The sequence below is a fragment of the Ferrimonas senticii DSM 18821 genome, assembly GCF_000422665.1.
Lineage (GTDB): Bacteria > Pseudomonadota > Gammaproteobacteria > Enterobacterales > Shewanellaceae > Ferrimonas > Ferrimonas senticii.
Map to the genome: position 1 here is coordinate 341,457 of NZ_AUGM01000001.1, position 14,859 is coordinate 356,315.

General features: G+C 53.6%; 10 protein-coding genes. 3 read left to right on the forward strand and 7 right to left on the reverse strand.

The annotated features are described in order from the left end of the window. Nucleotide 1: 1 nt before the first annotated feature. Nucleotides 2-601, forward strand: a complete 600-nt coding sequence (gene cobO, locus G506_RS0101610; protein ID WP_205619447.1) for a cob(I)yrinic acid a,c-diamide adenosyltransferase — start codon at nucleotides 2-4, stop codon at nucleotides 599-601. A 76-nt stretch (nucleotides 602-677) separates the two neighbouring features. On the opposite strand, the gene cobD is transcribed toward cobO, so the two are convergent. The 6 genes from cobD to G506_RS0101645 form a co-directional block, all read right to left on the reverse strand. Next, nucleotides 678-1,664, reverse strand: a complete 987-nt coding sequence (gene cobD, locus G506_RS0101615; protein WP_035386884.1) for a threonine-phosphate decarboxylase CobD — start codon at nucleotides 1,662-1,664, stop codon at nucleotides 678-680. Then, the gene (gene cbiB / locus G506_RS0101620; RefSeq protein ID WP_035386885.1) at nucleotides 1,661-2,584 is read right to left on the reverse strand and encodes an adenosylcobinamide-phosphate synthase CbiB; all 924 of its coding nucleotides are present in this window, start codon (nucleotides 2,582-2,584) and stop codon (nucleotides 1,661-1,663) included. The genes cobD and cbiB overlap by 4 nt, the downstream gene beginning before the upstream one ends. Further along, nucleotides 2,584-3,123: a histidine phosphatase family protein gene (locus G506_RS0101625; RefSeq protein WP_028115358.1), complete on the reverse strand. Its 540-nt coding sequence runs from the start codon at nucleotides 3,121-3,123 to the stop codon at nucleotides 2,584-2,586. The genes cbiB and G506_RS0101625 overlap by 1 nt, the downstream gene beginning before the upstream one ends. 378 nt (nucleotides 3,124-3,501) lie before the next feature. Next, a complete protein-coding gene (locus G506_RS0101635; protein WP_028115359.1) occupies nucleotides 3,502-4,248 on the reverse strand; it encodes a hypothetical protein in 747 nt (248 codons plus the stop codon). Between the two features lie 156 nt (nucleotides 4,249-4,404). Then, a complete protein-coding gene (gene hmgA / locus G506_RS0101640; RefSeq protein WP_028115360.1) occupies nucleotides 4,405-5,703 on the reverse strand; it encodes a homogentisate 1,2-dioxygenase in 1,299 nt (432 codons plus the stop codon). A 195-nt stretch (nucleotides 5,704-5,898) separates the two neighbouring features. Next, nucleotides 5,899-8,709 (reverse strand): FAD-binding and (Fe-S)-binding domain-containing protein, encoded by a 2,811-nt coding sequence (locus tag G506_RS0101645; RefSeq protein WP_028115361.1) that lies wholly within the window; start codon nucleotides 8,707-8,709, stop codon nucleotides 5,899-5,901. Nucleotides 8,710-8,907: 198 nt separating this feature from the next. Between G506_RS0101645 and folE the strand changes: the two genes are divergently transcribed. Then, nucleotides 8,908-9,549, forward strand: coding sequence for a GTP cyclohydrolase I FolE (folE, locus tag G506_RS0101650; protein ID WP_028115362.1), 642 nt, complete (start codon nucleotides 8,908-8,910; stop codon nucleotides 9,547-9,549). A 123-nt stretch (nucleotides 9,550-9,672) separates the two neighbouring features. On the opposite strand, the gene G506_RS0101655 is transcribed toward folE, so the two are convergent. After that, nucleotides 9,673-10,704 (reverse strand): hypothetical protein, encoded by a 1,032-nt coding sequence (locus G506_RS0101655; RefSeq protein WP_028115363.1) that lies wholly within the window; start codon nucleotides 10,702-10,704, stop codon nucleotides 9,673-9,675. A 217-nt stretch (nucleotides 10,705-10,921) separates the two neighbouring features. On the opposite strand from G506_RS0101655, the gene hrpA reads away from it, so the two are divergent. Further along, entirely contained in the window at nucleotides 10,922-14,794 is a 3,873-nt protein-coding gene (hrpA, locus tag G506_RS0101660; RefSeq protein WP_028115364.1) for an ATP-dependent RNA helicase HrpA, read from the forward strand. The last annotated feature ends 65 nt before the right edge of the window (nucleotides 14,795-14,859 follow it).

Consider the following 14,859-nt stretch of genomic DNA (forward strand, 5'->3'; position numbering starts at 1 on the left):
CATGACAGAGCGTAATGAACAACGCCACAAAGAGCGCCAACAAAAGCTAAAACAAACCGTCGATGCCAAAGTTGCCGCCGCTGATACCGACAAAGGGCTATTGCTGGTGCTTACCGGCAACGGCAAAGGTAAGTCCACCGCTGGCTTCGGTACGGTGCTGCGCGCGGTCGGTCACGGCCTTAACTGCCAAGTGGCGCAGTTTATTAAAGGCCAGTGGGATTGCGGTGAGAGGAACGTCTTGGAAAAACTGGGCGTCCCCTTTGCGGTGATGCGCACCGGCTTTACGTGGAATACCCAAGACCGGCAAGCGGATACCGAGGCCGCCCAGCGAGTCTGGAACGAGATTAAACCGGCCTTTAGCGATCCCAGTGTCAACCTGATCCTGCTGGATGAGTTGACTTACATGCTCAGTTACGACTACCTGGATCTGGATGAGGTAATTGCCGCCATTGAGAATCGACCGCCGCAGCAACATGTGGTGATCACCGGCCGTGCCTGTCATCGTCGCATTATTGAATTGGCCGATACCGTCTCCGAAGTGCGGCCAACCAAACACGCGTTTGAAGCGGGGATTAAAGCCCAGAAGGGCGTTGATTGGTGATTCTTGCTTCGATCTTGAGATAACGATGTTGGCTACGGTGCTATTGCCGTAGCCAACAATGTGTTTATCGCGGCAGTTACCGTAGCGTCGTTAAAGCCTGCTGCAACCGCAGCAATTGCGCCTCGTCGGCCGGTAAGCCAAAGCGCAGACCATCCTGTTCGTCGGTCAGACGTACTAACACTCCCTGTGTAGCCAAAGCGTGATGCCACTGCTGGGCATTGGGGTGTTTGACGGTAATAAACAACCCACGCGCCACTTGTTCGCCAGCTAATGGCTTGAGCACGTTCATCACTGCCAACGCCATCGCTTCGATCCGCTCAGCCTGTTGCTGTTGCCATGGCTCATCTTGCAATGCGGCTTTGGCGACAATTCGGCTAGGGCCGGCAACACACCATGGGCCAAGTTGATTGTTAAGCGCTGCCAGTAGCTGCGGCCAGGCAAACACAAAACCGACACGAGCCCCAGCGAGGCCGAAAAACTTACCCAGTGAGCGCAGCACCACCAGCCCAGCTTGGCCACTGAAATTGGTGATGCTCTGTTGCGGCCACAGATCCATAAAGGCTTCGTCGACCACCAAGGTGGCGCCACGTTGTGCTAACTGCTGATGCCATTGCTGAACCCGCTGGCGCGGATGTAGGTGGCCGTTGGGATTATTGGGGTTGATCAGCACCAGCACATCGACTTCCGCCAGCAGCTCATCGCTGGGTGAACCTTGATAAAATCGCAGCTGCCAGCCAGCCTGTTGCCAAGCTTTTTGATGTTCTTTGTAACCCACCAATGGTAATGCCACCACCTTGCCATCAAGCAGTTGCGGCAGCATCTGAATGGCCGCTTGTGAGCCGGCCACCACCAATGGCTCAAACGCCCCACCGTAATATTCTTTGGCGGCTTGTTCTAAGCCATCATGTTGCTCTGGTAAGCGGTTCCAATACTGCGGCTTAATGGCCGGGGCAGGGTAATGCCATGGGGCAACCCCAGTGGAGAGATCGAGCCATTGGCCCAGTGGAATGTGATGCTGGGCAGCCGCCTGTCTTAGGCGGCCGCCGTGATGAAGTTGGGTCATGTAATCGGGTATAGCCAGTAGAACAAAGAGGTAACGGCGAGCAGCAGCAATAACCACAACAGTTGGCCACGGTTGACCAGATTAATCGCCCGCTCAATATCGCCAGTGTTGGCGTAGTGGCCGCAGCCCATGGTGGACTTGCGGACCAGTTTACCGTGGTAGATGGCATCGCCGCCGATGGTAATGTTTAAAGCACCGGCGCCAGCGGTCATCACCGGCCCGCCATTGGGACTGGCGCACTGTTTGGCTTGAGTTTGCCAGCAACGCCAGCCGCTGCTGAAGTTACCCAAAGCACAGTAGGTTAAGGCGCACAGCCGTGCTGGGATAAGATTCAGTAGATCATCCAGCCGTGCCGCGGCCCAGCCAAACTGAAGAAAACGTTCATTCTTGTAGCCCCACATTGAATCTAATGTGTCGGTGAGGCGGTACAGTACTGCCGCCGGGGCACCGCCAACCATAAACCAAAACAGCGCGCCAAAGACCGCGTCGTTGCCATTCTCTAGCATTGATTCTATCGTGGCGCTGACGATCTGGCGCTGATCCATTTGGCTGGTTTCGCGACTGACAATCCAGCCGACCTTTTGCCGTGCCTCGGCAATATCGCCAGCGGCTAAGGCGCTGCTGACCATCCGGCCATGTTCGCCAAGACTGCGTCCGCCGATAACCACATAGAGCACCAACCCTTGCGCCAACCAGTGACTCGGCCAAAACCAGAACAGCGCCGCTGGCATCACGGCCAATAGGGTTGCCATACCCCCGGCGATACGCCGCGGCCGGTAACAATAAGCGGCAATAGAGCGAGCATAACGGCCAAAAGCCACTAGCGGATGGTAACGTTTGACTTCGCCAAAGAGCAGATCCAGACCAAGACCAAGGGTTAATGCCAGCAGCAGTTCAAGCAGCGAATTAATAAACAGCATTAATCGGTCCGTAGCGAAAACAATCGGCCATTATCTGGCAGTGGATAGCGGTTTGACCACGGGAACTCGCCGCTTAAGCGATTTTGCAATATGCGCAGCCACTCGCCATGACCGAACAATAACACTCGCTCGGCACCAAGACGCTGCACTTGATTAAGCCAAAGATCGATACGAGTGCTGACGGCGCTGGCGGATTCACTGCCGCTAATCGCCAGTTGATCTTGAGTAAATCGCTGTTGATAGGCCTGTTGCCACAGCGGGTGTTGACTTAGGATCTGCCCCTGCAATTGACCGAAATGGCGTTCACGCAGCAGCGCCGATTGAATCAGGTTTTGGTTGGGGCAAGCCAATTGCGCAAACTGATAGCAACGGCGCAGATCACTGCAGAAGATGGCATCAACCTCAAGTGCCGGTAACTGACCATGCAGAGCGAGCGCTTGAGCTCGTCCTTGCGGGGTCAGTGGGCTGTCGAGTTGACCGTGCAAGATCCCCTGCTGATTCCATTGGGTTTGGCCATGGCGGACCAGATAAAACTGCATTGAACTTCGGCGCAAAACGGCGATTGTCGCAGAGTCCGAACGGGGCTGCCAAGCGCCGAGTAACTATTTCAATGGCGCTGGAGAATTAACGGCCAGATAGAGCATTGGCACGTTGGACGCGCTTGCTGCGTTTGCGTTCTTGGTTTGCTTTGAAACGGCGCCAAAATGGCAGTAGCAATGCAATGATCAGTAGTGAGATTGGTGGAAACCAAACGATGGCGGCAAACAAGTCATCCATGATCTTATACATCGCGGTGGTGGGCTTTGATTAATCATATTGCACCGGCGTTGTGATGTTGTTATTGCTCTCGCGCGCGGTTGTTGTTGTGTGGTTGTTATCAACTTTTTTACGCTTTTGTAATAAATTAACTGTGACTTCTATTCGCGAAAATCCAAAATTCGAACCCGATGATCGGCGTAGCGATAGGCCTGTTGCGGATTTTTCTTGGCTTTAATTTGCGCCTCGGTAGGCAATTTTAGTACCAGAGTTATCGGCGAGTTAGACAGTTTCAGTTTGCGCCACTGGCCATCGTCATTTTGATAAACCGTGACAAAGGCGGTAATCAGCATGTTGTCTTGGCTGGATACCCCGGCATCTAAGCCTAAGCGATGGATCGGGTAATAGTGGCGGGATGGCGCGTAGTCAATGCCGGCCGGCACCCAAAATTCGTAGCGTAGGTCATCATCAGCGCTGGCTTCGGCCGGTGAGTTGATGATCAATGGTTGCTGGTAAAACTGGCTCGCCGGAGCGACAAACGGTTTGGCTTCCGCTTGTTCCGAGTTAGCTTCGGCAAAACACCGTGGCCGCTGCAAGTAGCCACGCAGGTGGCGGTACAGTAAGCATCCGGTCTCTGCGCCTAGTAAGCGGATCCCTTGATAGAAGTTGGGATCGTAAATGATCTGCTGCACTTTCCACTGCAAGCCCCATTCAATCAAGTCGTGACTTAAGATCCCTTTGACTAAGGCGCGTTGCTGCGCGGTAGGCATATACCAGTCGTCTTTTTGCAGCGCGTTTTTGTAATTGCTGCGTTTATCGACATTCTTATAAAAATTAGGGTAGTCGCTAGCGTAAGCCGTGGCTGAGAGGCTAACTGTAAGCAGCAGTAGGGACTTCAGTGCGTTCATGAGTTAAACAAGGTAAAAGACGATTAACATTTGTTTAACCCATTGAATTTGCAAATGCAATCACGTGCGACTACGTGCGCAATGGGATCCTGCTGTGAAAATGTTGGTGCAGTACCCACTTTCGGCGCTCAACCGTCGACGTTCTAGAGCAATGGCTTAAATTTTATCGTTTTGATCGAATAACTTACTGATGTTGTTCCAGCAGTTGGCATAGTCAGATTGCTTGAGTGGGGTTTGCATCGCCCATTCGGTCGGGGTGAAGCGATAGCGCGACTCGAACATAAACGCCATGGTGTCTTGATAACGTTGCGGCGCTAATGTGTCGTTGCTGGCTTTGGCAAATACCTCGGCTTCGGGGCCATGCGGGGTCATGCAGTTATGCAAGCTGGTACCACCCGGGCTAAAGCCATGTTGTTTGGCGTCGTATTGGCCCTCAATTAGACCCATCAGTTCGCTCATGACGTTGCGGTGGTACCACGGTGGCCGGAAGGTGTTTTCTGCCACCATCCAGCGCGGTGGGAAGATCACAAAATCCAAGTTGGCCCAGCCGGCGCCATCGGACGGTGACGTTAGTACGGTGAAAATTGACGGGTCGGGGTGGTCAAAACTGACGGTATTGATCACATTAAAGCGGCTTAAGTCGTACTTGTAGGGCGCGCTGTTGCCAGTCCAAGCGACCACATCAAATGGCGAGAATGGCAGTTCGGTTAAGTAACAATGACCGGCGAATTTGGTGATCAGTTGATGCGGCGTGTCGTTATCTTCAAACCACGCTTGCGGATATTGAAAATCGCGGTCGTTGGCGTAGCCGTTGGCGCCAACTGGGCCACGCTCGGGTAACTCAAGCGCGGCGCCATAGTTCTCGCACAGATAACCGCGGGAACTGTCATCAAGCAGTTGTACCCGAAACTTAACGCCGCGGGGGATCACCGCGATCTCGCCGGGTGCCAGTTGCAGTTGGCCAAATTCGGTATCCAGATGCAGACTACCGTGCTGTGGCACCAACAGCAACTCGCCATCGGCGCAGCTAAATACCCGGCTGTTCATGCTTTGATTGGCAACATACAGATGAACGGCAACGCCGTGTTGTGCATCTGCGTTACCGTTAACGGCGATGGTGGTTATCCCATGGATAAAATCGGTGGGTTCGCTTGGCAATGGCAGCGGGTCCCAGCGCATCGGATCCGGTGGGGTAACAAGATTGAGCGGCGCGGTTTTGAGCCCCTCCAGTGGATAAGCACGAAAGCCCAGTTGCGCTACCGATGGCCGTAAGCGGTAGGTCCAACTGCGGCGGTTCGTCGCCCGAGGGGCGGTAAAAGCGGTACTACTGAACTGTTCGGCATACAGGTTGTAGGGGCAGCGCTGGGGGCTGAATTGGCCGATGGGCAGCGCTCCAGTTAATGCTTCGGTTTGATGTTCATTGCCAAAGCCATAAAGGTAGTTAAGCGAGTCCATTTGCCAGCGATCCCTAAATTGAATAGATCCTTACCCTATGTTGGGCCTTTGACCAGCGACAAGCGTAAACGCCGATTGAAGCCACCGCAGCGCTGTAAACATTGGCTAACGCCGCAGTGACCAACAGCAAATAGCAACGCCGCTTGCCCATCGGCAAACGGGTTGCTGCTGCGGTATTGGCACTGCGTCCAGCCGTTAGCGGGTGCACTCCTCAACCAGATAAGCCAGATGGCGGTAGGAGATCCCGCTGTGGCGGGTTAACCCCATCTCACACATCCGGTTGGCGTAGTAACCTTCGCTAATTTCACTGGGCAGTTTCTCCTTGATATTGCGCAGCGCCGAGGCGTTGATCTCTGGCTTGTACAGCCCTTTTTCTCCGGCAAAACCGCAGCAATGGATGCCCTCGGGGCGAACAATTTCATCGCTGTAGTGATTAACGATGGCGGTCATCATGCCACCGGCATTCATGTGGCTGGCGCTACAGCCGACGTGCAGAGCAACCGAGCTTTTACGGCGCTTGGCTGGCAGTTTCGGCATCACTTGATCATGGATAAACTCAACCGCATCCATCAGTTTAAAGTTGACCTCGGCTTCTTGCAGGGTGCGCTTGGTGCAAGACAAGGCGTCGATGATCACTGGATATTCGCCGTTGTTGGTCATCTCGGCCAGTGCGCTGATCAACTCATTACGTTTGAAATCGGCGTTTTTGTAATCGCCTTTGGACTCCCACATCTGGCCGCAACACAAGGCGCGAGTATCGTTGGGGATCACCACTTGGTAACCGGCGCGTTCCAGTAGGGTTACCATCACATCGGGCAGTGTGGTGTCGTCGGGATCGCTTGGGGTTGGGCCAAAAGTGCGACCACCACAGGCGGCAAAGTAGACCACCGTCGGCTTGTCGGATGAAACAACCGAGGGTTTAGGTAAATTGCTGCCCTTGGGAAAACTTGGATCCCAGTAGGGCACTTCAGTGGATATCTTGCGGCCGACATCCATCAGTTTTTGGGTGACGGTATCGCCGCTGAGTTTGTGAATGCCATGCAGCAGATTGAAACCGCTGCTGAGCGCCTGATTGACCATACCAAAATGGTTGGCTTGGAAGTCCAATACCTTTTGCGCCGTCGAGTCGATCTGCGGCCCGCGCAGTTTGCGCACCAACATCCCCATGTTGTTGTCTACCGGGCATGAGATCAGACATAACTGACAGGCGACGCAGGTATCGATTACGTCATATTGTGCATCCTGTTTGAGCTTTGCTGCAGCGGCGCTGTCGCCAGATTCTTCTAAACGGGCGATCTCCCGCAAGGTGGTGATCCGCTGACGCGGGGTCATGTTCAGTTCGCTGGTGGGGCAGGTTTTCTCGCAGAAGCCACATTCGATGCAGCGATCGACGTAGCCATCGACGACTGCCGCCTGCTTAATCGCCTTGATGTGTATCTCTTTATCGTCGTTTAGCACCACACCGGGATTAAGCAATCCGCTCGGATCAAACAGCTGCTTTAACTGTTTCATCAAGGCGTAGGCTTCAGCGCCCCATTCCATCTCGACAAAGGGGGCAACCGCTCGGCCTGTACCGTGTTCGGCTTTCATCGAACCGTCGTATTTTTCGATCACCAAGGTGGCGACATCGGCCATAAAGCGGTCGAACTGATCGACATCGGCCTGGCCGCGGAAGGTCGGGGTGATAATAAAGTGGAAGTTGCCATCAAGGGCATGGCCGTAGATAACCCCTTCTGGGTAGTTATGCTTGTGAAACAGCTCCGTCAGATCGGCGGCGGCGGCGGCCAGATCCTCAACCCGAAAGGCGACATCTTCGATAATCACCGAAGAACCGGCGGGACGTTCACCGCCGATGATTGGAAATAGCCCCGAGCGCATTGCCCAGTAGGTGCCATACACCGCTGGATCATCACTGAATTCCACCGGCCGTTCGGTATCAATATGGGCAATGGCATCGATCGCTTGCTGGGTATATTGCTCTAGGGTGTCATGGTCATTGGCCCGGCACTCGATCAGCAAAATTGCGGCGCCCTCGGGCAATTTATCTAGCCAGTCTGGCATCCCCTTTTTGCCGGTGATGGCTTTGATTGAGGCCCAATCGAGCAGCTCTGCCGCCGCCACCGCTGGGATTTTCAGTGGCGGAATGGCGCTGGCGGCATCGACCATATTGAAAAATACCGCCATTGCCGAGGCCTTAAACTGCGCCTCATCAACGGTGCGATAAGTGACCTCTTCGACAAAAGCAAAGGTGCCTTCAGAGCCAACCACCAAGTGATTAATCAGATCAAACGGTTGGTGATAATCGACCAAGGCGTTAAGGCTGTAACCAGTGGTATTTTTGATGGCAAACTTTTGCTTAATGCGTTGGCTCAGTTGTTGGTTGTTTTGAGTTGTGTGGGCTAAATCGTGCAGTTGTTGCAGCAACTCTGGGTGACGCTGACTAAATGCCTGTTTTGATGCCTCGTTACCGGTGTCCAAAAAGGTGCCATCGGCAAACAGTAATTTGGCACTCTCAATGGTTTTGTAGCTATTTTCGTGGGTGCCACAGCACATCCCCGAGGCGTTGTTGTTAACGATGCCACCAACCATGCACGAGGCGAGGGTGGCGGGATCGGGGCCAATCTTACGGTTAAATGGTTTCAGTTTGGCATTGGCATCGGCGCCAATCACGGCGGCTCCAAGCGACACCAGTTGCTGGTCATCACTGATGTCGATATTGCGAAAGCCGTCGTAGCCCAAACGCAACAAGATCCCTTCGCCTAAGGCTTGCCCCGACAGCGAAGTGCCAGCGGCGCGAAAGGTAATCGGTACCTGGTGTTGGCGGGCCACCGCCAGAGTTTGTTCGACCTCGTGGCGACTGTTGGCGGTGACAACAATTTCAGGAACGATGCGAAAATAGCTGCCGTCGGTTGACCAGGCAAAGCGCCGCACCGGATCGTTACTGACGGCGTGCTGGCCTAATTGCTCAAGCAGTTGTTGATAGACGATCTGATAATCAATGCTCATGCTGCTCTCCATCAAAGCGGTCGTTTAAGAATAGCCGCCGCCATTCTTGGCGGTGAAGTGCGACTTTAGTGGCACAAATTATCGCCACAACTGCGGGTCAAAATAGGGCAACCATTTTCTATCGGCTTTGATTTGTGTCACGATCCGTTCTTCTACACTTGTCGTAATCAACATTGATTTAACTTTTTGGAGTTACGGATGATTTCCGAACAAGCGCAGTTGGTGCGAGCCGCCCTAGAGGCGCAGGGGCTTGAGACCCCAATGATCGATAACGGGCTAACCGCAGCGCAAAAGCGCGAACAGATCCAAGGCTTGATGGCGCAGATGATGGATGTGTTGGGCCTAGACCGTACTGATGACAGCCTAGAGCGCACCCCGCATCGGATCGCCAAGATGTACGTTGATGAGATCTTTGCGGGGCTCGATTACGCGCAATTTCCGAAGATGTCGGTGATCGACAACAAGATGGGGGTCGAGGAGATGATCACCGTCAATGACATCAACCTGACCAGCACCTGTGAACATCATTTTGTCACCATTGATGGCTATGCCAAAGTTGCCTACATACCGAAATCGAAGGTGATTGGCTTGTCGAAAATAAACCGTATAGTGCGCTTTTTTGCCCAGCGTCCGCAGGTACAAGAACGCTTAACGCGACAAGTGTTGGTGTCACTGCAAACCTTGCTGGGGACCGATAATGTCGCCGTCACCATCACCGCCACCCATTACTGCGTTAAATCCCGTGGCATTATGGATGTCAATTCCAACACCACTACCACCGCGCTCGGTGGCAACTTTCGCAGCGACGCGCGAACGCGCTCAGAATTTTTGGCGTTGTAGTTTGTAGCTGTACGCTCAATAGCCATTAGCCAGCTAAAGGCCAACTGTTAGCGACAACAGTTGGCCTTTTTGGTGGATTTGCGCAAGCGAGCGGCAGTGAGCGCTCAAAGTCGATGAGCGCTGTTAGCTGGCGATTGCAAGCGGTGACGTTTGCTTGGCGTTAATCGCCTCTAGCAGCACTTCGGGGTTATCTAGGTGTAATTGCAGTTGCTCATACGTATCGCAGTGAATGCCGCCAGCGCTGTAATAGTGCTGTGGTTTGGCCAATGTCAGCCGTAATATCGGTTGTTGATTGGCTCGGCCTAGGGTTAATTGCGACGCGTCGGTAGTCACATCGTCGTCGCCGAGCTCAATTTGAGCAATGTCGTTGATGTTTACCACCATCATCCCCCAGAGACCGACGTTTAGTACCAGTTCCTGCTGGTTCAGATAAACACTGTGGTCGCGGGCGATGAAATGGTTGGCCAGCAGGTGGATCAGGCCATAAGCGATAATGCCGCTAACGCCAACGGCGAGCCAGCTATGGACTGGCAACAGCAGCACGTAACTGCCGCTGCTGGCAAGCAGCAACAGCGTCAATATCGCCAGCAGATGAACTCGGTGTGCCATAAGCGTATTAAGATTGGTTATTGCGGTTGCCTGTGTACGTCGCAGCCATGGCAGTAGATGCAGCCACGCGGTTAATTCTGCAATCGATATCATCTTAAGTGTGCGTCGCTTTTCGTCGGCTTCGCTGCGGTTGTTGATGGCGGCGCTGACGCGGGGATCGCCGGTTTGTTTACGACATTGCCACAGGCTTTGCAGCACGGAACCGACTAAAGCCAGTTCAAACAGCACTACGATGGCAATGATGGGAAAACGCAGCCACATGATAAATTCAAAGTAGTGCTGTAGTTCGGCGGGAAAGGTAAATCGTGCCAGGGTCGAGCTTAGGCCAAATACCAACAGCAATCGCCACGCTTTGTTGATTCCAGTGCGGATCAACAACCACCAGTTCATGAGCGGTAACACCAGAAACATCAATGCGGAAGCTAAGGCGAACTGCCGTTGTGCTTCGGAATGATTCAGTGAATCAGGCATCAGCCATAGGCTGGTGGCGTAAACTATGAACAATAAACACAGATAAAGCAGGCGAGAGCGATTGGCAGTGGTCATAACAGTCCTTGTTGATGCGTTTTCTATCTAGTGCGGGTCTAATGGTCAGATTTCAACCGCCTGCGACTGCATTGCGTAAAAAATTGCCCAGATTAGCCAGTTTGAAGAACTGAACAATTAACCAGCGAACAGGGGGTTAGGATCGCAGGATGCTTCGCATCGGATCCCAGCCCTGCTAGGATCGCCCCGTTACTATTGAAAAGAATTCGGAACCGTTTTGAGTCAGACCAATCCCTTTGCCGCCGATCAACTGGCGCTTTGCCTTGCTAAAGACGCGGCTACCATTCGTCGCCGTTTAAGTGGCCTAAAAAAGGTTAAGGGCGAAGATAAACGCCAACAGGTGATGGCGCAGCTGCAACAGTTGTTAGAGCAGAGCCAAGAGCAAGTGGCAATTCGTACCTTGAATTTACCGGCGGTGAGCTATCCGGATCTGCCGGTATCGGAGCGCCGCGATGAAATTGCCAAGGCGATTGCCGGCCATCAGGTGGTGATTGTGGCGGGGGAAACCGGCTCGGGCAAAACCACCCAGCTGCCAAAAATCTGTATGGAACTGGGCCGGGGTAGCCGAGGTTTGATTGGCCATACCCAGCCGCGTCGTCTGGCGGCGCGGGCGGTGGCAGCGCGAGTGGCGGAAGAGCTCAATTCCGAGCTGGGCGAACACGTTGGTTTTAAGGTGCGTTTTGCCGATCAAACCAGCAGTGACAGCTACGTAAAGCTGATGACCGACGGCATCTTGTTGGCGGAGATCCAACACGACCGTTGGCTTGATCAATACGACACCATCATCATCGATGAAGCCCACGAACGCAGCCTTAATATCGATTTTATTCTGGGTTATTTAAAGCAGTTGCTGCCGAAACGTCCGGATCTGAAAGTGGTGATCACCTCAGCCACCATCGATGTCGAGCGCTTCTCGAACCACTTTGATAGTGCCCCGGTGATTGAAGTTTCAGGCCGTACCTATCCGGTTGAGCAGCGCTACCGTCCATTGGTGCGTGATGAAGGCCCGGATCTGGATCCACTGGAAGGGATTTTCCAAGCGGTGGATGAGCTTTGTGAAGAGGGCCCGGGTGACATTCTGATCTTTATGAACGGCGAGCGGGAAATTCGTGACGCCGCCGATGCGCTTAACCGTCGCAACCTCAAAGACACCGAAATTCTGCCGCTGTATGCCCGTCTGTCCCATGTTGAACAGGCGCGGATCTTTGCCGGCCACTATGGCCGTCGGATTGTACTTAGTACCAACGTCGCCGAAACCTCATTAACGGTACCGGGGATTAAATACGTGATCGATCCCGGTACGGCGCGGATCAGCCGCTATAGCTACCGCACCAAAGTGCAGCGATTGCCGATTGAGCCAATTTCCCAAGCTTCCGCCAATCAGCGTGCCGGTCGTTGTGGTCGTGTATCCGAAGGGATCTGCATTCGCCTCTACAGCGAAGAGGATTTCCTATCTCGGCCGCAGTTTACCGATCCTGAGATCCTGCGTACCAACTTAGGCTCGGTGATCCTGCAGATGCTGGCGTTAGGGCTAGGCGACATCAGTGCCTTCCCATTTATTCAGCCGCCGGATAATCGCCACATCAACGACGGCATGACCTTGCTGCAAGAACTCGGTGCGATTACCGTTAAACGCGGCTTGCCAAACATGACCGACCGTGGCCGCCAGTTGGCACGGCTGCCGATCGATCCACGCTTGGCGCGAATGGTTCTGGAAGCGCATCGCAATGGCTGTGTGCATGAAGTGATGGTGATCGCTGCGGCGCTGTCGATTCAAGATCCACGGGAACGACCACTGGATCGCCAACAAGCCAGTGACGAAAAACACAACCGCTTTGCCGATAAGCAATCGGACTTTATCGCCTATCTGAATCTGTGGGAGTACCTGCGGGAACAGCAAAAGGCGCTGTCGAGCAATGCCTTCCGCCGTCAGTGTAAGAGCGACTTCTTAAACTACTTGCGGGTACGTGAGTGGCAGGATCTGTACTCGCAGTTGCGTCACTCCATCAGCGAGTTAGATATCCGCATGACCATCGGTGAGCGGGCCGATTACGATCAAATTCACCGTTCGTTGCTGGCGGGGTTGCTGTCGCACATCGGCATGAAAGATCCCGAGGGACACTTTAAAGGCGCCCGTAACGCTAAGTTTTACATCTTCCCAGGCTCTAAGCTTGCCAAGAAATCGCCGAAATGGGTGATGGCGGCGGAGCTGACTGAAACCAGCCGCTTGTTTGCCCGTACCGTGGCCAAAATCGATCCGGAATGGATTGAGCCGCTGGCGAGCCATCTGGTCAAGAAGAGCCACAGCGAACCACATTGGGAGCAAAAGCCTGGCTCGGTGTTAGCCTTCGAACAGGTATCGCTGTATGGCCTGATTATCGTGCCAAAGCGCAAGGTTCAGTTTGGCCCGATTCAGCCGGTAGAAGCGCGGGAGATCTTCCTGCGTGAAGCGCTGGTTAATGGCGGCTTGGGGCTTAATGAGAAGTTCTTGAGCCGCAATATGGCGCTGCTGGATGAAGTCGAAGCGTTGGAGCATAAGTCTCGCCGTCGCGATATCTTGGTCGATGAGCAAACCCTGTTTGGCTTCTACGATGACAAAGTTGGCGAGGGGATTTTCACCCGCCAATTGTTCCAAGGCTGGTGGCGCAATGCCAAGCGGCAAAACCCCGATCTGCTCGATTTTGATAAAAGCGAGTTGATGAAACACGACGCCGCCGGCGTTACTGCCAATCAATTCCCCGATTTCTGGAGCCAAAATCAGATCAGCCTGCCGCTGTCGTATCAGTTTGAACCAACCGCCGAGGACGATGGCGTATCGTTGCATCTGCCGCTGGCGCTGTTGAACCAAGTTGAACCGGAAGGCTTTGATTATCTGGTGCCAGGCCTGCGTCATGAACTGGTGGTGGGGTTGATTAAATCGTTGCCAAAACCGCTGCGCCGTAACTTTGTGCCAGCGCCTAATTACGCCGATGCGGCTCTGGGCGCCATTACCCCATTTGAGATGCCGCTACTTGAGGCGTTGTGTAAGCAACTGCTGCGAATGACCGGCACCCGTATTGCGCCAGAGGATTTCGATCTAACCGCGCTGCCAAAGCATCTGCAGTTTAACTTCAAAGTGGAAGACGATAACGGCAAGCTGTTAGCGCAAGGCCGCGATTTATTGACATTGAAAGAACAACTGCAAGGCAAGGTCAAGCAGGTGATCGCCAAGGTCGCGGACGCTGGTATCGAGCAATCCGGCTTAACCGAGTGGAGCTTTGGCGCGCTGCCAGCCAGTTACCAGCAGAAACGCGGTAACTATCAGATTAAAGCCTATCCGGCGTTGGTTGATGAAGGTGACAGCGTGGCCGTCAAGCTGTTTGACAGTGAACACCAAGCGCAACTGGCCAATCGTGCCGGTTTACGCCGATTGCTGCTGATCAACGTGCCAAACCCGGTGAAATACCTGCAGCAGCATCTGCCGAACAAGTCGAAACTGGCGATGTACTTCAATCCGTTTGGTCGAGTCGATCTGCTGATTGCTGATTGCATCGATGCCGGTATCGATCAGCTGCTGGCGGAGCGCAAGCTCGAGGTCAGCGATCAAGCCAGCTTCGATAACGCCAAAGAGATCATTCGCGGCGAGATTGGCGATACCGTGGTGGAGATCGGCAAGAAGGTTGAGCAGATCCTCACGACTTGGGGCGCAGTGAAAAAACGCATCAAAGGCCGTATTAGCCTTGAGATTGCCTTTGCCATGTCTGACATTCAAGCTCACTTGGATCGGTTGGTATACAAAGGCTTTGTTGCCGACAGTGGTTGGGCGCGCTTGGATGACATTGTCCGTTATCTGAAAGCGGTTGAACGTCGCTTAGAGAAACTTCCGGTAGATCCTAATCGTGACCGCTTGCAGTTGCTGAAAATTCAGAAAGTTGAACAAGCGTATCAGCAGCAGTTAACTAAGCAGCCGAAAGGGCAACCATTGCCGGAGGGTTTGATTGAGGTGCGCTGGATGTTAGAGGAGTATCGAGTCAGTTGCTTTGCCCAAAACCTCGGCACCAAGTATCCGATTTCCGACAAACGAATTACTAACGCACTGGCTGAAATCTGAATCTGGTCTGAAGATTTAGCTAAACCTTTACCCGTAAACGCCGATACTTTGATATCGGCGTTTGT

Coding starts and splice junctions, on each gene's coding strand:
- cobO (WP_205619447.1), top strand. CDS start 2: ATGACAGAGCGTAATGAACAACGCCACAAAGAGCGCCAACAAAAGCTA.
- cobD (WP_035386884.1), bottom strand. CDS start 1,664: ATGACCCAACTTCATCACGGCGGCCGCCTAAGACAGGCGGCTGCCCAG.
- cbiB (WP_035386885.1), bottom strand. CDS start 2,584: ATGCTGTTTATTAATTCGCTGCTTGAACTGCTGCTGGCATTAACCCTT.
- G506_RS0101625 (WP_028115358.1), bottom strand. CDS start 3,123: ATGCAGTTTTATCTGGTCCGCCATGGCCAAACCCAATGGAATCAGCAG.
- G506_RS0101635 (WP_028115359.1), bottom strand. CDS start 4,248: ATGAACGCACTGAAGTCCCTACTGCTGCTTACAGTTAGCCTCTCAGCC.
- hmgA (WP_028115360.1), bottom strand. CDS start 5,703: ATGGACTCGCTTAACTACCTTTATGGCTTTGGCAATGAACATCAAACC.
- G506_RS0101645 (WP_028115361.1), bottom strand. CDS start 8,709: ATGAGCATTGATTATCAGATCGTCTATCAACAACTGCTTGAGCAATTA.
- folE (WP_028115362.1), top strand. CDS start 8,908: ATGATTTCCGAACAAGCGCAGTTGGTGCGAGCCGCCCTAGAGGCGCAG.
- G506_RS0101655 (WP_028115363.1), bottom strand. CDS start 10,704: ATGACCACTGCCAATCGCTCTCGCCTGCTTTATCTGTGTTTATTGTTC.